A 22,888-nucleotide genomic window follows, 5' to 3' on the forward strand; every position below is an offset into this window, starting at 1 on the left:
GGGAATAATGATATGGGCCCGTAGCTCAGTTGGTAGAGCAACTGACTTTTAATCAGTGGGTCACAGGTTCGAATCCTGTCGGGCTCACCATCAAAAAGCTGACACTTTAAAGTGTCAGCTTTTTTGTTTTTTGCGCTCCTAGAGCATGTTCGCCATAATTACCTCACAATCATGATACTTTAATGAAATAAGCTTTTTTCTAGCTTGTGCATGGGGGCTCAGATTGCCTAATATCAATTTACAAAGATACGGATTAAGCATTGAACGGAGTGCAAATGAACATCAATAAATCGATCGCAGTAATATTATGCTCTGTTTTTTCCATATCGAGTCTTTCAAATCCCATATTATCTTTTCAAACTATTGCTTCAACCGATGGTGTTGATGCCGTAGTTCAACAAAACAATACAGACGAACCTACCTTGTCCGAGGAAGAAATTGCTTTTCAGAATTGGCTGACTGAGTTTAGGGCTGAGGCATTAGCAAAAGGCATTTCGCAGGAAACAATTGATACTGCGCTGCAAGGTGTCAAAGCACCCGAGAAGAAAATTGTAAAACGCGACAGAAGCCAACCGGAAGTCGTTCAAACCTACGCGAACTATTTGTCACGCCGCGTAAGTGACTGGCGCAAAACCAAAGGCCGGGCGATGATGACAAATCACGCGGCTTCTCTTAAAGGGGCATCGGAAGCGTTTGGTGTTCAGTCGCGCTTTATTGCCGCCATTTGGGGAATTGAAACCAACTATGGAACTGTTCCGCTTACGATCCCTGTTTTCAATTCGCTTGCAACCCTTGCATATGACAAACGTCGTGGCCCTCGTTTTAGAAGGGAAATGTTTGCTGCCTTAGAAATAATGGAAAAAGGTTATGCCGATTATGATCTAATGAAAGGGTCATGGGCCGGGGCGATGGGACAACCGCAATTTATGCCCGAAAATTACCTTAAATATGCTGTTGATCAGGACGGTAATGGTAAACGGGATATCTGGACAACAAACCCGGATGTCTTCGGCTCTATTGGTAACTATTTAAAATACTATGGCTGGCGTGATGATCAGACGTGGGGGCGGCCTGTAACGATACCTACGGGAAGTGAAACAGCACTGCAAGGGAAGCAGGCTGATGGTATAACGCCAGCCCGTTTCTGTAAGGCATACAAAACAATGGGCATATGGCGTGACCTTCAAGATTGGCAGGCCCTTGGTGTAAGGCGCGCAGATGGAAGTGATTTGCCAAAAGTGTCCATTCCAGCTGCGATCATTATCGCTGACAAAGGCGATAATCAGGCTTATCTCGTGTATCAGAATTTTTGTTCAATTATGCGGTACAATCCATCCTTTAAATATGCCCTGTCCGTTGGCCTATTGTCAGATACGATAAGGTAAACCTTGTGTATAAAAGCCTGTCCTTAATCCTATTTCTTTTGTTTTTGGCGGCTTGTTCGACAACGCCTTCCGTGCGCCCACCGAATGATAATGAACTTCCAAAAGGGGATCAAGGCGGCGCCCAAAAGGTTGGTAAGCCCTATAAAATTGCTGGAAAATGGTATTACCCTAAAGAAGACCCAACCTATGATGAGGTTGGTTTGGCATCATGGTACGGCAGGCAATTTCACGGTAGAAAAACAGCGAACGGTGAAGTTTACAATATGAATTCACTGACTGCGGCGCATAAAACTCTACCGCTTCCAAGTTTTGTTAAAGTCACCAATCTGGCGAACGGCCGCTCAATCGTTCTTCGGGTGAATGACCGTGGCCCTTTTATTGATAGCCGGATTATCGATGTGTCCCGGCGCGGCGCCCAGTTACTTGGCTTCCAAAAGCAGGGGGTTACCCGCGTACGTGTTCAGGCCTCCGATGCGAACGGCAATGTTGTAAATCCTTTGCCAACGCGTCAATATGCCGAAGCGCCAGATGACGCAGAGGTCACGCATTTTGTACAAATTGGGTCTTTTAGTAAAAAATCCAGTGCAGATGAGCAGGCACGCATGGTGCTGAGGGCAGGGGAAACACCTAAAATATATGAAACCATCATTGATGGCCGTAAATTATGGCGGGTTAGGATTGGCCCGCTTCTCAGCCGAAATTTAGCACAGGAAATCCTTGACCGATTGGTCGGTCGCGGGTTTTATGAAACACGCATTTTTACCGAACAAAAAAGGTAGCACGCAGTAATGAATAAAAAGCTTTTAACGAAAACCACTGCCATTTTTGCAGGCCTCGTTATTATCACCAACACACTCTTTGCTCAAAGCATGTCAACGCCTGCCAAGCGGGCAATTTTGATTGATGCAACGACAAACAGCATTCTGTTTGAAAAAGACGCTGATACACCGTTTCCTCCTGCGTCCATGAGTAAACTGATGACCGTTTACATGGCTTTTGATGCCATCAAAAACGGCGAGCTACAATTGGATGATGAGGTCGTCGTTTCAGATAGTGCTTGGCGCGATTGGAATAACCGTGGCTCAACCATGTTTCTGCGAGCCCGTGATACGGTGACTGTTGCTGATTTGCTGCGCGGAATCATCGTGCTGTCTGGAAACGATGCCTGCGTTGTTTTGGCAGAACATATGGCGGGTTCACACGGTGTTTTTGTTGACTGGATGAACGCCAAGGCCACACAGCTTGGTATGGACGGCAGTAATTTTGAAAATGCAAACGGATGGCCGGCAGAAGGTCACGTGATGACAGCGCGTGACCTTGCGACCTTATCGTACAAGCTCGTGACTGATTTCCCTGATCTCTATCCAATGTTTGCTGAAACAGAGTTTTTGTACAAAGATTTTCGTTCAAATCGTTTTAACCGCAATCCTTTGTTGGGTCGTTTTGCGGGTGCTGATGGCTTGAAAACAGGCCACACAGAAGAATCAGGCTACGGCCTTGCAGCGTCAGCAGAGCGCGATGGTCGTCGGCTCGTTCTCGTTGTTGGAGGGCTTACCTCAGTTAATGAACGCATGCGTGAAAGCCAGCGTTTGATGCAGTTTGGTTTCAGAAACTTTAGCCATTATCCCTTATTCGGTGCAGGGGATACTGTTGACACCGCTGAGGTTTGGCTGGGTGATCAACCGTCGCTGAAAATGGTACTCGCTGAGGATATGGCCCTTACCATGTCACGCAGGCAGCGCGCTGAAATGAAGGTTAGTGTGAAATATACGAACCCAATTGCAGCTCCCATCAAAAAAGACCAGCAAGTAGGTACATTGATTATCGAGCTTCCAAACCGATCACCGATAACAGCACCGCTTCTTGCTGCCTCAGATGTTGGTGAAATCAGTGGCTTTGGCAAAATCACTGCTGCGCTCGAACATTTGCTCTTTGGAACGGCTGGCCGTGTGCCAACTGCTCAAGAATAAGTGGATGAACAAACGTAATGACTAGGGGTAAGTTCATTACCTTCGAAGGGGCTGAAGGGGTCGGAAAATCAACCCAAATTGCGCTATTGAAGGAAAAACTGGAAAATCAAGGGATTTCGTTAGTCGTAAGCCGTGAACCGGGTGGGACCGCAGGCGGCAAACTCATCAGGGAACTCCTTTTAAAAGGGGACGTTAGCCGTTGGACTGCGAAAACCGAAGCTTTACTTATGGCTGCCGATCGCGCCCAACATGTTGAGGAGCTAGTTCGTCCCAATCTTGAAAGCGGAACCTGGATGATACTCGACCGTTATTACGATAGTTCCATAGCATATCAAGGGGCAGGACGCGGTATTGGCATAGAGAAGGTTCGTGCACTCCAGGAGTTTGCAACTGATGGCCTTAGGCCTGATCTAACGATCCTGTTGGATATGGACCTCGATGTTAGCCTTAAGCGTGCCTTGTCACGTGAAGGAGATAACTCAGATGCAGAAGACCGGTTTGAGCGAATGGACAAAAGCTTTCATCAAACACTGAAGCAGACATTTCTCGATCTCGCCTCAAAGGAACAGGACCGATTTAAAGTTGTGGATGCCGGACGTAATATCGAGGTTATCGCTGATGATATCTGGAGTATTGTTCAAAAGCGCTTCGAGCTTTCATCATGAGCGATACTGAATCAGAACATATCAATCATCCTAAAATGAATGATTTGCTATTTGGTCATGAACGGGCGGAACGTGATTTTCTGGACAGTTTCAATAGCGGGCGTTTGCACCATGGATGGTTGATTACAGGACCAAAAGGCATTGGTAAAGCAACGCTTGCTTGGAAATGCGCAAAATTCCTATTGTCTGACGATGATAATGACACAAGCGACGGACTGTTTGGTGATGACTTGGCAGCTCAGGCGACATCACTTGATATCGATCCAGAGAAAGCGGTCATACAACGTATTAAATCCGGTGGCCACGGTGGTATTGTTGTTGCCGAACGCAGTGTAAACACCAAAACAGGCAAACTTCGTAATGACATCGTTATTGATGATATTCGAAGCATCATCAGTTTCTTTTCAAGAACCAGTTCGGAAGGTGGCTGGCGTATCGCGATTATTGATGCGGCTGATGAGATGAACAGCAATGCCGCTAACGCACTCTTAAAAGTACTGGAAGAGCCGCCGGAAAAATCAATTCTTTTTTTAATTGCCCATTCCCCGGGCAAATTGCTGCCGACAATTAGAAGCCGCTGCCGGACGCTTGAGTTAAATCCGCTCTCAAATGATAGTGTACGTGCCATGCTCGCACATCGTTATCCAGAACTGGATATGGCAACAATGAACACGTTAACTGCTATGTGTTCTGGTGCACCCGGCCGGGCGATAGAAATGGAACGTCTTGGCGGCGCAACCATCTATCAAAAGACATTTCAGGCTATAAGTATGGCCCCTAAGCTGAACATTCCTGATATTCATAAGCTAGCGACTGAATTTGCGGCAGCAAAGGCCGATGCCGAATATCGGCTTTTTACACAAATCTTTACGGCATTTTTGGAGCGAATTACCAAGGCCGCAGTGCTGGAAAGCAGTGAAGTAGAAATACTTGAGAACGAAAATCAGCAAATATCGCGAATTTCCGCAATGGCGAGGGTTGATAAGTGGCTGGAGCTGTGGGAAAAGGTGGGGCATTTATTACAACGGGCCGACGCTGTTAACCTTGACCGCAAACAAGTGATAGTTTCCTTGTTTTCAGAATTAAAAGCAACGACCCAAGGCTAAAGTATCGATTGCCAATCACTTTATGTGATGGCTCACTGATCACGAGTTAAGAGATATTTATGACTGACCGTCCTTCCTATTATGTTACGACGCCTATTTATTATGTAAACGATGTTCCACATATTGGCCACGCCTATACAACGCTTGCAAGTGATGTGCTCGCGCGTTTTAAACGGCTGGACGGATACGATGTCATGTTCCTGACTGGCACAGACGAGCACGGGCAGAAGGTTGAAAAGTCTGCTGAAAAGGCTGGCATCGATCCGCAAGCCTTTTGTGATAAGGTTTCAGCGCGCTTTCGTGACCTTGCTGAAGCAATGAATTTTTCCAATGATCAATTCATCCGAACTACCGAAGATCGGCACAAAAAGGCCGTTCAACACCTTTGGAATCGCTTGGTGGATAAAGGATATATCTACGAAGACAAGTACGCTGGTTGGTACAGTGTACGTGATGAAGCCTTTTATGCTGAGGATGAATTAGCTCAGGGTAATAACGGCAAAAAACTAGCCCCGACAGGAGCGCCAGTAGAATGGGTAGAAGAGCCGAGTTTCTTTTTCAAGTTATCGGCATTTCAAGATAGGTTAGTGGAGTATTATGATGCTAACCCCGATTTTGTTCTGCCAAAATCGCGCCTTAATGAAGTGAGAAGCTTTGCAAGCGGCGGCCTTCAAGATCTTTCAATCTCTCGGACAACCTTTTCTTGGGGCGTTCCTGTTCCTGATGTACCTGGGCATATCATGTACGTATGGATTGATGCGCTTGCAAATTACCTGACGGCGCTCGGGTACCCCGACGAAGAAAATCCAGATTACTCGAAATTTTGGCCTGCTGATTTGCATATGGTTGGTAAGGACATTCTTCGCTTCCATGCCGTTTACTGGCCTGCCTTCCTAATGGCTGCAGATATGCCCTTACCAAAGCGTATTTTTGCCCATGGTTGGTGGACAAACGAAGGCCAGAAGATTTCAAAATCCCTTGGCAACGTTATCGACCCATTTGAACTGATTGATACATTTGGGCTGGACGCAGTTCGTTTCTTCCTTTTGAGGGAAGTACCTTTTGGAAATGATGGTGATTTTTCAAGAAACAGTTTTGTCCAGCGCTGCAATGCCGATCTAGCAAATGGTATCGGTAATTTGGCTCAACGCACACTTTCGATGATTCATAAAAATTGTGATGGTGCACTTCCAGATTTTAGCGAATTAACAAGTGAAGATAATGAACTATTAAATTTACCTAAAGTAACACTTGAGAAAATACGTGAACTGATGGACCGACAAGCTTTCAACCTCGCGTTTGATGAAATCTGGCGTATTGTAAGTGCAGCTGACGGCTATATTTCACGGGAAGAGCCATGGGCGCTTAAGAAAACGGACATTGAGCGCATGAAAACGGTTCTTTTTGTTCTTGCAGATACAATTCGTCAGATTGGGATCTTAATGCAACCGATTATGCCGGACTCTGCGGATAAATTACTGAACCAGTTAGGTGTGGCTGAGCGTACATTTACCCAGTTGGGCGAGGCAGGGCGCCTTAAGCCAGGAACGTCGATTAACAAACCACAAGGTGTGTTCCCACGTTTGGAACTTGTTGAAGAAGCGAGTGCATAATGAGCTATATTGTCGATAGTCATTGCCATTTGAATTACAAAGGTATCGTAGAAGATCAGGATGCTGTCATTAATCGCGCCCGTGCGGCGGGTGTTGGCTGTATGCTCTCGATAAATACGAAAATTCGCGAATTTGATGAAGTTCGTACCATCGCGGAAACGCACGATGATATTTTCGCGACAGTTGGTATCCATCCCCATGAGGCTGAGAATGAACCCGATGTAGCTCTTGACGCACTATTAGAGCGGGCAAAGCATCCAAAGGTCGTGGGAATAGGTGAGACCGGTCTTGACTATTTTTATGATAATGCCCCGCGTGATATGCAGAAGGTTAATTTCCTGACGCATATTGAGGCTGCGCGGATGACAGGCTTGCCCGTTATTATCCATACACGTGATGCTGATGAAGACTGTGTGCAGATATTACAGGATGAAATGAAAAAGGGTGAATTTAAAGCGCTTATTCACTGTTTCACTGCCAGTCAGATGCTTGCGGATGCTGTTCTTGAAATAGGCATGAGTATTTCAATTTCAGGTATTGTTACTTTTAAAAACGCAAAAGACCTTCAAGCAACGGTCAAAACAATCCCGATGGATAAACTGTTGGTGGAAACAGACTCGCCGTTCCTTGCGCCGGTGCCGCACCGCGGTAAAACCTGTGAACCTGCTTATGTTGTTGATACCGCAAAATATGTGGCGGAGCTAAAGGGTATTCCGTTTACTGAACTACGGGATATCACCACAGCTAACTTTTTTAATCTCTTCGATAAAATTACACCTCCAAAACCAGTTGGCGCGGCAGCATGAAGCTAACTATTCTCGGTTGCGGCACCTCTGGTGGTGTTCCAAAGATGCCCGAATACTGGGGAGCCTGTGATCCGAAAAACCCTAAAAACCGTAGGCTTCGTGCTAGTGTTCTCGTAGAACAAGATGACACACGGCTGTTAATTGATACCAGTCCGGACCTTAGGGAACAAATGCTGCGTGCCAAGGTTCATGCGCTTGATGCCGTATTTTATACCCATGACCATGCGGACCATACGCACGGAATTGATGATCTTCGTGGTTTTTTCCATGTCACACGCGAAAAAATCCCTGTTTACGGTGATGAGCAAACGATCAACCTCTTAAGACACCGTTTTGACTATATCTTTAATAGTCAGAATGGATATCCTGCGATGTGCCGCTCGAATGTCCTGAAGGGCCCTAAAACTGTGGGCAATATTAAGATGATACCTTTTGAGCAAGGTCACGGCAATTCCATCAGTCTTGGGTATCGTTTTGGTGATATGGCCTATTCAACCGATTTAAACAGGCTACCCGAAACTGCATTTGACACACTTGAGGGTGTTAAAGTCTGGGTTGTTGATGCGCTTCGCTACGAACCCCATCCTACGCATTCTCATCTTGAGCAAACCCTTGCATGGATTGAACGATTAAAGCCAGAACGTGCGATCCTCACCCATATGACATGGGATATGGATTATGAAGAATTGAAGAATCAACTTCCTGAGGGCGTTGAAGTTGCATACGATGGGATGGTTCTGGAAATTTAAGCCTGCCAATTATGTAATTCGTTCATAAATAAAAACATTGCTTGGATAATATAGTATTAGTCGGCTATCCTTTTGAGCTGATTGGAAAGGATAGCTTTATATGACCGGGAATCCCTGGCGACCAGACAACGACGAAAAAGACAATTGGCGTGATGATTTAAATTATTACTCCAATGACTCTGATCAAGGTCGTCACCATCGGAACTCTTCACCACGCTATATGCGGCTTGTCGTATTTCTTTTGGGTATCCTCTTACTATTTGGTGGTCTGGCAATTGCATTTCCGGGTGATATGATTGATACAGCCTACCTGATCCGGGGCTTGGTGATTATTGTTATTTTCGGCGGCGCGGCAGTGCTATGGAGCCAAAGTAGTCTATTGCGGCTTGCCAAGATTGCAGGACTATGGGTTGCAATCATTGGGGCTCTATCTGCCGTTTACCTGTATAAAACTGATTTCAATAACAGTTTTATGAGCGCCGTTGACCCATCAGGTATTTCAGAAACCGAAGACGGGTTAATTGTTCATCGTTCCAAAGATGGGCATTTTTGGCTACGGGCATACGCAAACAATGTTCCTATTCGTATGATGGTCGATACTGGCGCTTCAAATATTGTTCTTAGTCCAGAAGATGCTGAACGGATTGGTATGCAACTTGATGATTTGAGCTTTAATGGCATTGCACATACCGCGAATGGCGAGGTTTCGTACGCACGAGCAAAAATTGACCATATTGCCTTTGGTGATACCCGCTTCAATGACGTTCCCGTTACGGTAAACGGCGCTAAAATGAATGGCTCATTACTTGGCCTTAGTGTTCTAAATGAATTTTCAAGTATTGAATTTCGTGGCGATATAATGATTTTACGCCCATAGGCCTGTATGAAACATCAATTAAATTAATGACTTATTAGTCTAAAAAATGTAACTTATCGTAGAAAGATAGAGTTTCTTTAGGCTGAAGGGTAAAGATGGATCGATTAACATCCTATTTGGTGAGGCCGCCAATATTAGTACTTTATGTTGTTTTCACGTTGGTTCTATTCATTGGCGCGGGGATTTTTGGTGCTGAAATTTTCAAATATAAAGAAGCAGAAGCAGTAAAACGCCATCTTACGAAAGAAACAGAGCAAATCAGTTATTTCCTCGCTGGGGTAAACAATCTGGTTTCAGCAAATGAAACAAACAGTAACCCCGCCGAAATCAAACAAAAATTTATTGAACAGCTGGTCAAAACGTATCCAAACATACGTTCTGCATGGATCAAGGATCGATCGAAAGAAAAAGTCGCCCAAGCCGATACTGGTGATATCCTGCATAGTAAAGCATCGTTCGATCATGAGATTCCGATTTATGCTCTAGTTAAGGGCGAGCGTGAGCAAATTGGCTCCTTTGGGATACAGTGGGACCTTACCAAAGAATATGCAGGTGTCGATCAACGGCTGAAAAATGCTCGCAAGTACGGAATTTTGATTGGTGGTGGGTTATTTACAGTCCTTTTTCTGTTTACGGGATGGTTTGTTTTTATCCCTCTCCGCAGAGGCATTTCCCATGGGGACGACATCCTTAGTGGTAACCTTGCGTCAAATCCTGTTCGCAAGTTTGGCATCCCCAAGGAACTCTACATCCTTATGAAGCAAGTTAATCGACTTGCTGAGAGAATGCGTTTCATGCAACAGCGTGAAAAAGAGGTAAATGCGGTTATAAATTCCGCCCTCGATGGGGTAATCAGTATCGATAGTGTTGGAAGAGTTATCACATTCAACCCAGCGGCAGAGGCTATTTTTGGCTATAGCGCAAAGGAGGCCATTGGTGTTGATATGGCGGACCTTATAGTCCCCGACAATTTGCGAAGTGCGCACAGGCAAGGGATGTCACGTTATCTTAAAACCGGTGAACATAAAGTTCTCGGCCAAAGAATTGAGATAACGGCCCTTCACAAAGATGGACATGAATTCCCGGTCGAATTAGCAATCGAAAGTATCACGGAAGCAGAAGGAACAACATTTGTAGCGTATCTTCGCAATATCGCAGAACAAAAAGAAACCGAAAAAGAACTAAGTGAGCAGGCAAAAGCCTCAGAAGACTTAGCAAAGACAAAATCCGCGTTATTTACCGCCACGGTTCAAGAAGCCATTGCTCCAGTAAAAGGTCTTCAGCATACGCTCGATAGTTTAAAGGCGTCATCAGATCTCTCTGACGCTCAGGCTAAGCTTCTAAATACGAGTGACAGTTCCGCAAAACTTCTGGCATGTATCGTAAATGACCTCGCCGAGTTTTCGAAAATAGATGTTGGTGCTGTTGAACTTGACTTTGCGCCCTTTAACATCCGCTCTGCGATAGATACGGTTTTGCAAATGGGGCACGAGATTGTTCCGGTTGAAAATGATAAATTGGATCAAGAAATTGCGAGCGACGTTCCGAATATAATCATTGGGGATCAACAACGTTATATTCAGATCCTATTGAATATTATACTTCAAGCAACGAACCAGACCAAAAACAGTGATGTTATGATCAGGGTCAAAAGTATTCCGGTTGAAACTGCGACACTCATGCTAAGAACCGAAATTTACCTTAATGGTGTGGGCATTTCAAACGATGTGCGGGAAGCAATACATGCCCCCATTGCAGAAGCCGTTAACAATCAATTTGGCTTAAATATTGTTCTTACCCGGAAATTGATCTCCTTGATGGGTGGTAAATTTGATCTTATTTTGGAAAAAGACAAAGATGCAATCTTCTGGTTTGAAATCCCCGTATCAATTCCAAATAATGCATAACTCACATATCTCAGAAAAGAAACACTGTGCCTGATAAGAAAGATAACCACTGGTCTACGGTTAAAAGCCTGTTGCCATTTTTATGGGTCGATGGCCGCTTAGACTTAAAGGTCCGTGTTGTTATTGCTCTTGGGTTCTTGGTGATCGCCAAATTAGTCGGCGTCTATATCCCATTTTTATTCAAGGACGCGGTTGATATACTAAGCGGGGAACAAGAAATAACCCCTGCGCTTTTGTTCCTTGCAAGCCCTGTAGGTCTAATCATTGGCTACGGCATTGCCCGTGTTCTCGGGTTGGTTTTCGGAGAACTTCGTGATGCCGTATTTGTTAAGGTTAGCCAGCATGCTGTTCGGCAAATAGCACTAAGCACCTTTAGGCATTTGCATGGTTTGTCACTGCGTTATCATCTGGAACGTAAAACTGGCGGTCTCAGCAGGATTATCGAACGCGGAACACGCGGTATCGATTTCATTCTGCGGTTTATGCTTTTTAACATCCTTCCTACGCTGCTGGAAATATTCCTGATTACTTATATTTTCTGGTCAGAATTCGGCTTTACCTACGCATTTGTGACGTTACTTAGCCTCGTCACTTATATCTTTTTCACAACATATGTTACTGACTGGCGCTTGAAATTTCGCCGCAAAATGAATGATCAGGATACCAAGGCAAACACTAAGGCAATTGACAGTTTATTGAATTTTGAAACTGTTAAATACTTTACCAATGAAAACCATGAGGCCAACCGCTTTGACAGCGCACTTCGCGCTTACGAGCAGGCGGCGGTAAAAAGCCAACTGTCCTTAACCTTATTAAATATAGGGCAGGGCGTTATCATATCCTCTGGTTTGGTAATTGTACTGATTATGGCTGCCAACGGAGTATCAAGTGGTCGTTTTACGATTGGCGAATTTGTTCTTGTAAATTCACTCCTTATACAAATATACATGCCGCTTAACTTTTTGGGGTTTGTTTACCGTGAAATCAAGCAATCGCTTGTCGATATGGAAAAAATGTTTGAAGTCATCAGCACAAGCACCGAAATCACCGACAAAGACGATGCCTCTCCTCTGAAAATTAAGGACAGCTCCATTGAATTTAAAAACGTATCGTTTCATTATAAAGAAAATCGCCCAATTTTGAAAAACATCAGTTTTCGTGTACCTGCTGGCACCACTACCGCGATTGTGGGCTCAAGCGGTGCAGGAAAGTCCACTATATCGCGTATTCTCTTTCGCTTTTATGATGTCATTGAAGGGGCCATTACGATTGATGGCCAAGATATTCGTGATGTCGAGCAGAGATCGCTTAGGAGCAATATCGGTGTCGTTCCTCAGGACACAGTTCTTTTCAACGATACTATCCAATATAACATTGGGTACGGAAACCCAGAAGCAGAGCGCGATAAAATCGTCAGCGCCGCAAAATTAGCGCAAATTCATGACTTCATTGAGCAATTACCCGAAGGTTACGATGCGGAAGTCGGGGAGAGGGGACTCAAGCTTTCAGGGGGTGAAAAACAACGTGTCGCAATTGCCCGCACTATTTTGAAGAACCCGCCAATACTATTGCTTGATGAGGCAACATCCGCTCTTGATAGCCATACCGAAGGCGAAATTCAGGCCTCTCTGGACAAAATCGCCCAAGAGCGGACAACGATTGTTATTGCCCATAGATTATCGACTGTAACAAATGCCGATCAAATTATAGTCCTCGATAAGGGAGAAATTATCGAGAAAGGGACACATGACGAACTTTTGGAACAAGAAGGGCAATATTATAGTCTTTGGCAACGACAGTTAGAAACGTCTGAAGCAGAAGCGAGACTATTTGCTTTGAAAGACCATTAAAACGGTCGGTTCCATTGTCAGAATAGAAATATTCACTTGATATTTATCGCATTATCATACTCAATAGTTCCGTATTATGGATTATAGGGAAGGTTCCAGCATGCAATATGATCTAAAGGTCAACGGTGAAACCCACCGTGTTGATGTAGAAGGTGATACACCGTTACTCTGGGTTTTAAGGGATGAACTTGGTTTTAAGGGTGTAAAATTTGGCTGCGGCGTTGCAGCATGCGGCGCATGTACCGTTCATATGGATGGAACCGCCACACGGACCTGCGTATTCCCCGTTGAGGATGCTGTTGGAACAGAAATTACTACAATCGAAGGCATATCAGAAGGCGCTGAGCTTACGGATATTCAAAATGCCTGGATAGAAAATCAGGTTCCCCAGTGTGGCTACTGTCAGTCTGGTATGATTATGGCCGTAACTGCTTTGCTGGAGGAAATCCCTAACCCTAGTGATGAGGACATCGATGCCTCCATCACAAATATTTGCAGATGCGGAAGTTATCAAAGAATACGCAAAGCCATTCATGCTGTTGCTGATGCGAGGGAGAAAGCCAATGTCTAATCAGGAAAATGCTCCCAAAAAGAAGATGTCCCGTCGTAAGTTTTTGCTGGCAACTGGTGGTGTGATCGGTGGTGGTCTGGTGGTTGGTTTTGCCTCCTTGACCCCGCAGCATAAGGCAACCCAGAAACTTGTTGGTGATAAAACCCCACTGTTATCCAGTTGGATTAAAATTACAGAAGATAATAAAGTTCAGGTTATTGTTCCCCATATCGAAATGGGGCAGGGAAGCCATACCTCCCTGCCGATGATGGCTGCTGATGAAATGGATGCAGATTGGGATCTGGTTTCTATGGAACAAGCGCCTGCTCATGCTGCCTTTGCAAACGAACCATTGGGTGAAGGGTTTATTCTTGGAGGTACCGACGTTCCTGACGTTTTTGCCCCCATTATCAACAAAGCCTTTTTCCAAATTGCCAAAGGAATGGAGCTTCAAATCACCGGAGGTAGCACCGCTGTTCGCTTTACAGGCCAATATGGAATGCGGGTAGCCGGCGCTGCCGCGCGTGAAATGTTAATTAAGGCGGCGTCAGAAACCTGGGATATACCTGAGGCTGAACTGACAGCCGAAAAATCATTTGTCCTTCATAAAGCGAGTGGCAAACGGGCAAGTTTTGGTGAATTGGCGAGAAAAGCTGCAACCTATACACCGAACCCGACGCCAACCCTAAAAACCAAAGATCAGTTTACGATTATGGGAACATCGAAGAAACGCTTTGATATCCCGGGGAAGGTGAACGGCACCGCTGTTTACGGCATTGATGCCGAAGTAGAAGGCATGATGTACGGCGCTATCCGCCACGTTCCGGTTTTTGATTGTGCGATTACCGAAGTAGACAGCAGCGCCGCTTCAAATATGCCCGGCGTCACAAATATCGTAAGGCTTGATAATGCTGTCGTTGTTGTAGCGGATAAATATTGGCGCGCCAAAAAGGCATTGGACACAATCAACATTACCCACAGTGATAGTGCTAATTGCAGCTTATCATCTGATGATCTGTATAAGCAGTTTGCTGAAGCCATAGAAACTGGGGATCCAGAACTCGACGTGGACGAAGGTGATGCCGCAGCAGTGTTATCATCAAGTTCTGACGTGATATCAGCCGACTATAGGGTGCCATATCTGGCTCATGCGACGATGGAACCAATGAATTGTACTGTACGTATCCAGGATGGCAAAGTTGATATTTGGACAGGCACTCAGACACCAATTACGGTAAAGTCCATCGCTGCCAAAATCACAGGAATAGATATCGAAAATATCACTTATCACCCCTGCATGTTGGGTGGTGGCTTTGGGCGACGTGTCCACCAAACATCGGATTATGTTGCACCTGCCGTTAAAGTTGCGATGGAAGTAGGGGCTCCTGTAAAGCTTATTTACTCTCGAGAAGAAGATATGCAACAGGATGCATATCGCCCAGCCCTTCTTAGCCGATTTAAGGCGGTTGTTGCTGACAATGGTGCAATTGATGCTTGGCATAACCTGTACACGGATAAAAACGAACCTGCAGAAGCGCCAATCATTCCTTACGCGGCAAATAATAATTACACAGGTGTCGTCAGAAGTACGGGCCATGTTCCGTTTGGCCCGTGGCGCAGTGTAGATCATTCACAGCATGCCTTCTTTATTGAATCCTTCGTTGACGAGCTTGCAGACAAAGCAAATATAGACCCCTATGAATTCAGAATGTCAAAACTGAAGGATAAACCGAGGCATGCAGCCGTATTAAAGAAGGCTGCTGAAATGGCTGGTTGGCAATCGGCTGCACCTGAAGGGCGCTACCGCGGTATAGCTCTGCACGAAAGCTTCGGCTCAATCGTTGCTGAAGTCGCTGAGATCTCAATCACTGATGGCAGTATTAAAGTGCATAAGGTTTCATGTGCTGTCGATTGTGGTTTTCCAGTGAACCCGGACAGTGCAACAGCGCAGGTAGAAAGTGGTGTCATATATGGTCTGAGTGCTGCTTTGTTCGGCGAGATTACCATTGAGAACGGTCGTGTAGTTCAGGAAAACTTCCCTGACTATGATGTTGTTCGATTAGCTGAAACACCGGATATACAGGTGGAATTTATCGATTCAGGAAAAGAAATTGGTGGGTTAGGGGAGCCTGCAACACCCCCAATTGCTCCCGCTGTTATGAATGCTGTATTCGCAGCAACAGGAAAGCGAATTCGCTCTCTACCACTCATTAATCACTCGCTTGTTTAAGCTCCTTTTTATGTGGCGTGCGGCATAAAACCGCACGCTATTCATATATAAATAATCAATTATTCAAAAAAAGCACTTGAAAATGGACTGTGTAGTCCACTATATCAGGTGTAGATTAAACACGAGGATTTGACACATGAGAAACCTGACAAAAAATATATTGCTCGCATCTGTATTGATCACTTCATTTGCACCTGCAACATTCGCTGCAAAAGTAACAAGAGACGCCGCTGTTGAAGTATGTAGTGCACGCGTTTCAGAAGAACTTGGCAAAGGCGAGATGAAAGTTCTACGCGCGAAAAAGAAGCGTAACACATTCAAGGTTCGTATCTTGAAATTCCAAGACGGAACGAAAAAGCCACACGCATACATCGATTGTAACGTAAACAAAGGCGGCGATATCGATGAGTTTGAGACAGAAGTGAAAGCATAAAAATAAGCTTCTACACACTTAATTCTATCTGGCGTTAGCAATACTCTCCCCAAACTCTCATTGCTAACGCCTTTTCTTTTCTAAACATTACTTGCCTGATTTTCCCAATAAGGCGCACGCAGCTTGGCCTTAAAAACTTTCCCCGTATCTTCTCGTGGCAAGCTTGAATGAATATCCAGTATTCTAGGGAATTTGAAGCGGGCGATCTTGCCCTCAAGGTTTTGAATCATTGTCTCTAATGATAATTCTGCACCCGACAGTAATTCGACTGCAGCCACTATTTTTTCACCAAATTCCGGATCAGGGGCGCCAAAAACCGCACAATCATGAACTTCTGGCATTTTTAGAATTTCAGCTTCTATTTCAGCAGGGAAAATATTGGCACCACCAGATATGATCATATCCTTCTTACGGTCACATATATAAAGGTAACCATCATCATCCAGATATCCCATATCGCCAACTGTTGTGAACTGACCAATCTGATTGTTTGAGAGGCTGCCTTCGCTGTTTGTATAATCAAATGTACCGAACATGGGCAGGTGAATATAAATCGTTCCAATGTCACCGTTTGGTAATTCATTTTTGTCATCATCAAATATCTTAATCGTACCACCCGGAAGTATTTTACCGACCGAACCTGGTTTCGCAATTGCCTCCTCGGAACTAACTAAAGTCATAAAGCCCAATTCACTGGCACCGTATGACTCGTTAAAAATTGGGCCCATCCAATCAATCATTTGCTGCTTAACATCAATTGGGCAAGGGGAGCCTGTACCAACTGTATATCTAAGTGTTGAAATGTCATATTTTTCGCGCACACTCATCGGTAACTTTAGCAGCCTTACCATCATTGTCGGAACGACATAAGCATGAGTGATTTTAAAGCGTTCAACCGTCTGAAGAAATGCTTCAGCATCAAATTTGGGATCAATGTGGATATCAACGGTTCCATCAGCAACCGCCATGGCCGATAGAGCGTTAGGGGCTGAATGGTATAAAGGTGCCGACACGTAGAATTTATCACCGGGTTCCAGTTTCAATAAATCCTTGGCGAGGGCCTTATAAATAAGGTGTGTGTCCGGCCGATCATCAGACAACGCCCGTTTAATACCCTTAGGTTTTCCAGTACTGCCAGATGTGTAGGCAAAAAGCCCGCGCATACGTAGTGGTTCACTGTCAATACACTGTGTATTTTCAATGACTTGTTCAATATTCTTAAAGTGTTTATCCGTGCTACCGACGTCGATTGGATATGCATTTTTTATGCTTTCCGTCGGTTCCTTGGTGAAGACTGCTAAATTCGGATCTAACGCCTTGGAAACATTAGGTAATAAATCATCATGACCAATTAAAACAGAAGCACCAGAGTCCTCTAGAATGCTAGAGATTTCGTCGGCAGCCAGATGCCAGTTTAAAACCACGTAACGCGCGCCAATATAACGACATGCCTCCATGATCGTTAAATAAAACGGATCATTACGAAGAAGTATAGCAACCGAGCCATCAACCTGAACACCAGCATCTTTTAGGGCCTGTGCTAATTTACGAGCACGCTCATGAAATGTAATGGTGTTGATGGAATTTGATCCAGAAAAGTAATTTGGCATGTCATTCTCATTGTTATGGAACCAATAAGAATAATGCTAGCAAACAAGTTTATTGTTTAGCAATATAATACCAATCGGGACATACATTATCATATTAATTATTTCCCATAATATAAAAAGGGCGTTCGTTTTCTGTCGCGAAATCGGCGGCATGTGCTGCATTTTCGGCAGGGATAAAACCGAAAATAAAACAAAGGCTTAATGCGGCAACTGAGGCCATATGAACCAGCTTTTTATAAAAAGAAGCCGCTGTCGTTTCATTGCGTCTTGCCGATCTCCAGAAATTCAAATGCATCAATGCAAGCTCTACAGGTTCATTGGCAAGTTTTGCTAATGCCACCATATTTTCATCTGTTGGTAAAGACATGCCACGACGCCAATTTCCCACCAGAATTCCAGTAACTTTAAGTTCGCTTGAAAGTTGTCTGTCAGATGTTAAGCCAAGTTCAGATTTTGCTTTGTCAAGGTAAAATTCAAGGTCTTGCATTTTTTTCTCCATCGTCGCTCTCTCAGTTTATAGCCAATTGACAATAATAGCTAACCAATACTATTTCTTAGTGGTCACTGATTATTGCTTGTTATCAGCGTCAGTTTTTAGGCTTGGTTTCCATTGTCGCAAATGAGCCCACCTGAAAGCAGAATATTCGAAAGAAGAACGTCCCTGATTGGGGGTTATGGCCATTAACCCCCAATCATTCGACAGGGACACGATAGGGGACTTAAAATGACAGAAATCAAAACACCAAATTCATCCGAAATTCAAAGTGATGGCGAGAATGTGGCAGCGCGTGATTATGATCACGATATCATGATTGATCTAGCATTTCGGATCAATAGTGCCGCACTTGCCAAGGTGGGGCATGTTTCAAAGTATAATGATTTGTCTGTGCAAGAAGCCTTTGATGGAATTGTCAAGGGCAGCGCAATGGTATGTGCTAGTGCCGTCATCGCGTTAAAACAGGTAGTTGAACCCAATTACAAAAGGCTCTGCGTAGATAGAGCAAAGAACATGTTCGAGAGAGAACTACACGATGCGCTGGAAAAAGAAGTTTCAGTGATGCGTGCCCAAAGTATCGTTGATAAATGTGAGGTGCAGTCATGAGCACCTCAAAATCATTACCAAAGTTTCTTGTGCAGGGTAGAGCAGCAGCAGCTCACTTGGTTCATACCCAAGAGGTCGCGGGTGCAAGTCCCGCCCCTGCTACCAATTCCCCTTGTGGCGCTGGTTTTTATGAGCCTGACAGCGCCACCTCCCAGCGAGGTGGAACCACGGGCGGTTCCCCTCGCAAATGGAATGACAAAAACCATTTTTCGTCTAGTGAGCGTTACTGGTTTACTGTTGCAGTTGTAATTTTGATCAATCTGTTAGCTGCATATCATGATTATTGGGCAACTTGTCCCGCATCAGAATATGAGGTGTCCGAATGAGCGATTTAGCAGGATTGATAGCTATGACTAAGCTCAAGCAAGATTTGATTGATAAGAATGATGATTTTGTCGCTAAGTTAGACAGCAACATTCATTTTCTTTTAAAGGTGCTAAGAGAGCGCAAAAAGCTTAACTTTACTGAAGTTTCAAAATTAACAGGTATTCCACATACTTCTCTATTGCGTTTTGAAGGACGCACAACATACGGGAAGGCTCTTTATCCTAAGTATTGGATGCTCAAAGAGTTATGTATTCTATACGGTTTCAGCTACACCCACGCTTGCGAGATCGCGGCACGCACTCAGGAAAATGAGGTGATGTCATGAAAACCCGCGCACTCGATCTGTTTTGTGGCGCTGGTGGTGCTTCCATGGGATTATCCCATGCTGGTTTTGATGTTGTAGGTTGTGACATCAAGTATTTTAAGAATTACCCATTTCATCAAATCGTTTGTGATGTAATGGAAGTTATAAAGGTGGTTGACCTTAGCGCGTTTGATTTTATCTGGGCAAGCCCACCATGTCAGCGCTTTTCAGTAGCAACACCAGAATGGAACCGCGAAAACCATCCAGACTTGATTGAGCCAGTGCGAGAGCTATTAGAAAATAGCGGCGCGTTATACGCTATTGAAAATGTTCAAAAGGCCCCGATCAGAGCAGATATCATTCTTGATGGTGTAAAATTCGGGTTGCCATTAGAGCGCCGCCGCATCTTTGAAGTTAACTTTCCAACAGACAATATTTTAGTCGGGCCAAATGTGCGGCCGGCGGCTGGCCCAAACCTTGGTCCGTCTGGCCAGGCTTTAAATGGTCCGGCCCTCGATCGCAAAAATGGTCCGTCTACCGGCGCGTATTCTGGTTTACCACAAGCGGTTTATGTTTCCGGTGGTTCCGGTGCTGGTAAAGGCTCGTTGGATGATTGGAAACGTGCAATGGGCATCGACTGGATGACCCGCCGTGAAATCACAGAGGCGATCCCGCCAGTATATTCTCAAGCCATTGGTGAATGTGCTCTTGACCATATGAATTCGATGAGGAGGGCAGCAGAATGACCCTCAAGAGAGAATTCCCCCCTGCTGTTGCGTTCAAGGATTTGCGCATAAATCATGGCTCATTCCCTGTTCGCAACAGTCACTTTTACAATATTTGGTATATTGATCCGCGTACCCCGAAATATTGGGGTTATCTTGCTATCGTTCCATCACAGGTAAAGAAAACATTCTTTCAGATGATGCAGCAAGATGATTTGCGCTCACTTGTAATCGAAGATTGCGGAACCGAGCGCAAGCATTACAGCCGCGAGGAACGTTCCGTTAATTTCATCCCTAATAAATCCAGTTTTCCCCGCGAGGAAATGGGCCTCCAAGCGGGGTTTGGTGGGCAAGAGGGGCGGGGCGCAAGCCTTGCCCCCTCTTGTTGCGAGGTGTCAGAAAAAACCCTTGCCCATCAAAATAAAAAAGGCCCAACAGCGCACTTTAGTGCGCCACAAACAATGGCGGCGGTAGCCGCTTCAACCCACCAATAAACGATAAAGGAAATTATCATGGCTCAAGCAGCATTTTACAAAAAAGAACGGACTAACGGCCAAGGCGAAGTTGAATACTACCTTGAAGGCGAAGTAAAAACCCGCCGCGATAAGCTTATTTTCCAGCTTGTTCCGCTCGTACCAGAAGGCGGTAACATCAACAGTAATGAACCGTCTCACGATGTTCTTGTACGTGCTTCATATGGCGACTTCGTTGATGCGGGCAAAGCTTGGACGAAACGTGACAAAAACAACAACCTTTATATGAGCATTGCCGCTCATGACCCCAATCTTCAAATGTCAATCTGGCCTGCTGATGAGAATGACGAACAATGGGCAGAAGATGCGCCCGATTGGGTTGCTAGTGCTCGCCACATCAAAGCGGCATAGGTGCTTTCATGGAAAGTATATATGACAGCAAAATAGAACCCGTCCCGCTTTGTGGAACCGTTTACAACGAAGAGGATGCGAAAGTTGCGACTTTCAGAGTAATATCAAGCATCACTGATGAAAACGATGAATCATTCGGCCTCGCCGATGTTTCCGCTTTAGCAATGGCATTAAGAGCCTGTTTGGAGCTTGGAGTTTCGCTGGGTGATATATCACCCAAAGAAGCTAGAGAGTTTCTATTAGCAAACTTTAATGAAATCATCGTTTCAGGTGCTAATTAATGGGCATGTCACTCCATAAATGCCCTATGTTCAAACGTGCATTCCGTGAGCGTGGTTTTCGAAATCACGTTCGCGCCTGCCACCAGCGCAAAGATTGGGTAGAGGATATGAAGCCTTTACCCGTTGTTCACTATAGCCATTCAGTGAACCAGCAAACAGGGCATACAACGATCTACAAATCTAATGGTGAGGTTTTCGAGCAACTATGAGAACCGATACACCAACCTTTGAAGAAATACAGGCTGCGCAGGCGGTACTTGCAAGAGCGAGTGCCGCCCGTAATCCTGTTGGTGACATCCGAACTATCAAAGTTAAAAGCAACACCATCAGCCGCCCGAAAACAATGACCCATGTTGAACTTGAAGACGCCAATACAGGCCGCAAGCTATCTAAGCTGGAATTTGAAAAGGCAGAAAAAGAACGCGCTCTATTAGAGCGACAAACCGAAGTTATTGCAGATCGCTTGGAGAATATCGGAATTCGCGCTCGTATTGGCACTCATACGCTAATAGGATTATTGAGCGAAGCGCATATTGAAAAATCAGCTTATAGAAACTGTAACATTTTACCGTCGGTACAGAGCGGCAACACGCATGATATGATGAAATGCGTTCAGTATTGGCTTGATACATGCTCGGCAAAACAAACGCGCATGTGGGTGCTTTCGTGGGGCTGGGTGCCACTACATGAATATAATGCAGAACATAAAAAGTTTACCCGCAAAATATCCAAAATGAATAGCAGCATAACCTTGCAAAGCGCGGGGATTAGCTTTGTGTATTCTGCCATTGAAAACACAATCAAATGGAAAGATGGCAGGCCATATCTAAATCTTCATGCTCATGTGCTTGTGAAGGCAACTAAGAAGCTAGGTCGCCAGAAATGGGGCAGGCTAATAGATGATGTAAAGCTATTCGCGCCCCGCAATTATTTGCATGACAGTGCTATTAGAAACGCAAAAGAGGTCGTGAAATATGTTTTTAAGCCTCAAGAGTTCCAAAAGCTGACGGATGAGCAGCTAGGCGCTTTATTTCAGGCGACCAAGGGCTTGCGCTTTCATATCCCCATGGGGGAACTCAAAACATTCAGATCAGGCCTGAAAGCGGATGGCTTGAAGCTTCGCAAGATCGAGAGCAGGGGCGCAGGCGAATGGCGCTTGATTAAGGCTCGTGAGCGAAAAGAAACCGAAAGAGAGACACCACCATCAACAGGCGATGCAGGAAACTTGATTTTAGGCATCACCAGTCCGTCGCCTGTATTCAATGAGACGTTTGAGCCGTGTTTGATCGTGAAGGACTTCACAGGCACGTTTGAGGCGCTTCTGGCCGCTAATCCATGGGTAGAACAACGCATGGCAGGGCTTCGAGCAACGGCAGAACGTCGAAATTCTATCAAGGACACTTTAACGACAACTGTCCTTTGCGAAGGTGTTGAAGATTACCAAAACCCACCACCTGAAACCTACTCGGCCCATGAACATTTCGACCCATATCCTGAATATGTGGTCTGACGAA

24 protein-coding genes and 2 tRNA genes are annotated in these 22,888 nt (G+C 44.9%); 24 read left to right on the plus strand and 2 right to left on the minus strand.

All coding sequences use genetic code 11. The features are described 5' to 3' along the window. Positions 1 to 14 precede the first annotated feature (14 nt). The 15 genes from KFF44_RS08805 (at position 15) to KFF44_RS08875 (ending at position 16,141) form a co-directional block, all read left to right on the plus strand. Positions 15 to 90 (plus strand) — tRNA-Lys (locus tag KFF44_RS08805). A 185-nt stretch (positions 91 to 275) separates the two neighbouring features. After that, positions 276 to 1,385, plus strand: coding sequence for a lytic transglycosylase domain-containing protein (locus tag KFF44_RS08810; RefSeq protein WP_255933402.1), 1,110 nt, complete (start codon positions 276 to 278; stop codon positions 1,383 to 1,385). A gap of 5 nt (positions 1,386 to 1,390) precedes the next feature. Further along, positions 1,391 to 2,164 (plus strand): septal ring lytic transglycosylase RlpA family protein, encoded by a 774-nt coding sequence (locus tag KFF44_RS08815; protein ID WP_305118782.1) that lies wholly within the window; start codon positions 1,391 to 1,393, stop codon positions 2,162 to 2,164. Positions 2,165 to 2,173: 9 nt separating this feature from the next. Continuing rightward, positions 2,174 to 3,355 carry a D-alanyl-D-alanine carboxypeptidase family protein gene (locus tag KFF44_RS08820; RefSeq protein WP_255933403.1) on the plus strand — a complete coding sequence of 394 codons (1,182 nt, stop codon included), beginning with the start codon at positions 2,174 to 2,176 and terminating at the stop codon, positions 3,353 to 3,355. A gap of 17 nt (positions 3,356 to 3,372) precedes the next feature. Then, on the plus strand, positions 3,373 to 4,020 hold the full coding sequence (gene tmk, locus KFF44_RS08825) for a dTMP kinase (protein WP_255933404.1): 648 nt from the start codon (positions 3,373 to 3,375) through the stop codon (positions 4,018 to 4,020). Beyond that, complete coding sequence (locus KFF44_RS08830; protein WP_255933405.1) at positions 4,017 to 5,126, plus strand: DNA polymerase III subunit delta'; 1,110 nt, start codon at positions 4,017 to 4,019, stop codon at positions 5,124 to 5,126. Before tmk ends, KFF44_RS08830 begins: the two co-directional genes overlap by 4 nt. 59 nt (positions 5,127 to 5,185) lie before the next feature. Then, entirely contained in the window at positions 5,186 to 6,739 is a 1,554-nt protein-coding gene (gene metG, locus KFF44_RS08835; protein ID WP_255933406.1) for a methionine--tRNA ligase, read from the plus strand. Then, a complete protein-coding gene (locus KFF44_RS08840; RefSeq protein ID WP_255933407.1) occupies positions 6,739 to 7,545 on the plus strand; it encodes a TatD family hydrolase in 807 nt (268 codons plus the stop codon). The genes metG and KFF44_RS08840 overlap by 1 nt, the downstream gene beginning before the upstream one ends. Further along, positions 7,542 to 8,294, plus strand: a complete 753-nt coding sequence (locus tag KFF44_RS08845; protein ID WP_255933409.1) for an MBL fold metallo-hydrolase — start codon at positions 7,542 to 7,544, stop codon at positions 8,292 to 8,294. Before KFF44_RS08840 ends, KFF44_RS08845 begins: the two co-directional genes overlap by 4 nt. Positions 8,295 to 8,394: 100 nt before the next feature. After that, positions 8,395 to 9,171 (plus strand): TIGR02281 family clan AA aspartic protease, encoded by a 777-nt coding sequence (locus KFF44_RS08850; RefSeq protein ID WP_255933411.1) that lies wholly within the window; start codon positions 8,395 to 8,397, stop codon positions 9,169 to 9,171. Between the two features lie 95 nt (positions 9,172 to 9,266). Further along, the gene (locus tag KFF44_RS08855) at positions 9,267 to 11,078 is read left to right on the plus strand and encodes a PAS domain S-box protein (RefSeq protein ID WP_255933412.1); all 1,812 of its coding nucleotides are present in this window, start codon (positions 9,267 to 9,269) and stop codon (positions 11,076 to 11,078) included. 26 nt (positions 11,079 to 11,104) lie between these two features. After that, positions 11,105 to 12,928, plus strand: coding sequence for an ABC transporter ATP-binding protein/permease (locus tag KFF44_RS08860; protein ID WP_255933413.1), 1,824 nt, complete (start codon positions 11,105 to 11,107; stop codon positions 12,926 to 12,928). A gap of 100 nt (positions 12,929 to 13,028) precedes the next feature. Further along, positions 13,029 to 13,499, plus strand: coding sequence for a (2Fe-2S)-binding protein (locus KFF44_RS08865; RefSeq protein WP_255933414.1), 471 nt, complete (start codon positions 13,029 to 13,031; stop codon positions 13,497 to 13,499). Beyond that, a complete protein-coding gene (locus KFF44_RS08870; protein ID WP_255933415.1) occupies positions 13,492 to 15,708 on the plus strand; it encodes a molybdopterin cofactor-binding domain-containing protein in 2,217 nt (738 codons plus the stop codon). The genes KFF44_RS08865 and KFF44_RS08870 overlap by 8 nt, the downstream gene beginning before the upstream one ends. A 136-nt stretch (positions 15,709 to 15,844) precedes the next feature. Next, a complete protein-coding gene (locus KFF44_RS08875) occupies positions 15,845 to 16,141 on the plus strand; it encodes a hypothetical protein (RefSeq protein ID WP_255933416.1) in 297 nt (98 codons plus the stop codon). Positions 16,142 to 16,221: 80 nt separating this feature from the next. Here the strand turns inward: KFF44_RS08875 and KFF44_RS08880 are convergent, their stop codons facing one another. Then, on the minus strand, positions 16,222 to 17,751 hold the full coding sequence (locus tag KFF44_RS08880) for an AMP-binding protein (RefSeq protein ID WP_255933417.1): 1,530 nt from the start codon (positions 17,749 to 17,751) through the stop codon (positions 16,222 to 16,224). A gap of 94 nt (positions 17,752 to 17,845) precedes the next feature. Next, on the minus strand, positions 17,846 to 18,238 hold the full coding sequence (locus tag KFF44_RS08885) for a hypothetical protein (RefSeq protein ID WP_255933418.1): 393 nt from the start codon (positions 18,236 to 18,238) through the stop codon (positions 17,846 to 17,848). Between the two features lie 237 nt (positions 18,239 to 18,475). Here KFF44_RS08885 and KFF44_RS08890 point away from each other — a divergent pair, with 237 nt between their 5' ends. The 9 genes from KFF44_RS08890 to KFF44_RS08930 all read left to right on the plus strand — a co-directional run bounded on the left by KFF44_RS08890 (position 18,476) and on the right by KFF44_RS08930 (position 22,884). Beyond that, positions 18,476 to 18,853, plus strand: a complete 378-nt coding sequence (locus KFF44_RS08890; protein ID WP_255933419.1) for a hypothetical protein — start codon at positions 18,476 to 18,478, stop codon at positions 18,851 to 18,853. A gap of 30 nt (positions 18,854 to 18,883) precedes the next feature. Next, a tRNA-Met gene (locus KFF44_RS08895) sits at positions 18,884 to 18,958 on the plus strand. 217 nt (positions 18,959 to 19,175) lie between these two features. Continuing rightward, entirely contained in the window at positions 19,176 to 19,505 is a 330-nt protein-coding gene (locus tag KFF44_RS08900; protein ID WP_255933420.1) for a helix-turn-helix transcriptional regulator, read from the plus strand. After that, positions 19,502 to 20,230, plus strand: coding sequence for a DNA cytosine methyltransferase (locus KFF44_RS08905; RefSeq protein ID WP_255933421.1), 729 nt, complete (start codon positions 19,502 to 19,504; stop codon positions 20,228 to 20,230). Before KFF44_RS08900 ends, KFF44_RS08905 begins: the two co-directional genes overlap by 4 nt. Further along, positions 20,227 to 20,703 (plus strand): hypothetical protein, encoded by a 477-nt coding sequence (locus tag KFF44_RS08910; protein ID WP_255933422.1) that lies wholly within the window; start codon positions 20,227 to 20,229, stop codon positions 20,701 to 20,703. The genes KFF44_RS08905 and KFF44_RS08910 overlap by 4 nt, the downstream gene beginning before the upstream one ends. A gap of 18 nt (positions 20,704 to 20,721) precedes the next feature. Then, complete coding sequence (locus tag KFF44_RS08915; RefSeq protein WP_255933423.1) at positions 20,722 to 21,093, plus strand: DUF736 family protein; 372 nt, start codon at positions 20,722 to 20,724, stop codon at positions 21,091 to 21,093. An 8-nt stretch (positions 21,094 to 21,101) separates the two neighbouring features. Then, complete coding sequence (locus KFF44_RS08920) at positions 21,102 to 21,374, plus strand: hypothetical protein (protein WP_255933424.1); 273 nt, start codon at positions 21,102 to 21,104, stop codon at positions 21,372 to 21,374. Continuing rightward, on the plus strand, positions 21,374 to 21,583 hold the full coding sequence (locus tag KFF44_RS08925; RefSeq protein ID WP_255933425.1) for a hypothetical protein: 210 nt from the start codon (positions 21,374 to 21,376) through the stop codon (positions 21,581 to 21,583). The genes KFF44_RS08920 and KFF44_RS08925 overlap by 1 nt, the downstream gene beginning before the upstream one ends. Next, positions 21,580 to 22,884: a hypothetical protein gene (locus KFF44_RS08930; protein WP_255933427.1), complete on the plus strand. Its 1,305-nt coding sequence runs from the start codon at positions 21,580 to 21,582 to the stop codon at positions 22,882 to 22,884. The genes KFF44_RS08925 and KFF44_RS08930 overlap by 4 nt, the downstream gene beginning before the upstream one ends. The last annotated feature ends 4 nt before the right edge of the window (positions 22,885 to 22,888 follow it).

The organism is Kordiimonas sp. SCSIO 12610, from assembly GCF_024398015.1.
Classification (GTDB): domain Bacteria; phylum Pseudomonadota; class Alphaproteobacteria; order Sphingomonadales; family Kordiimonadaceae; genus CANLMI01.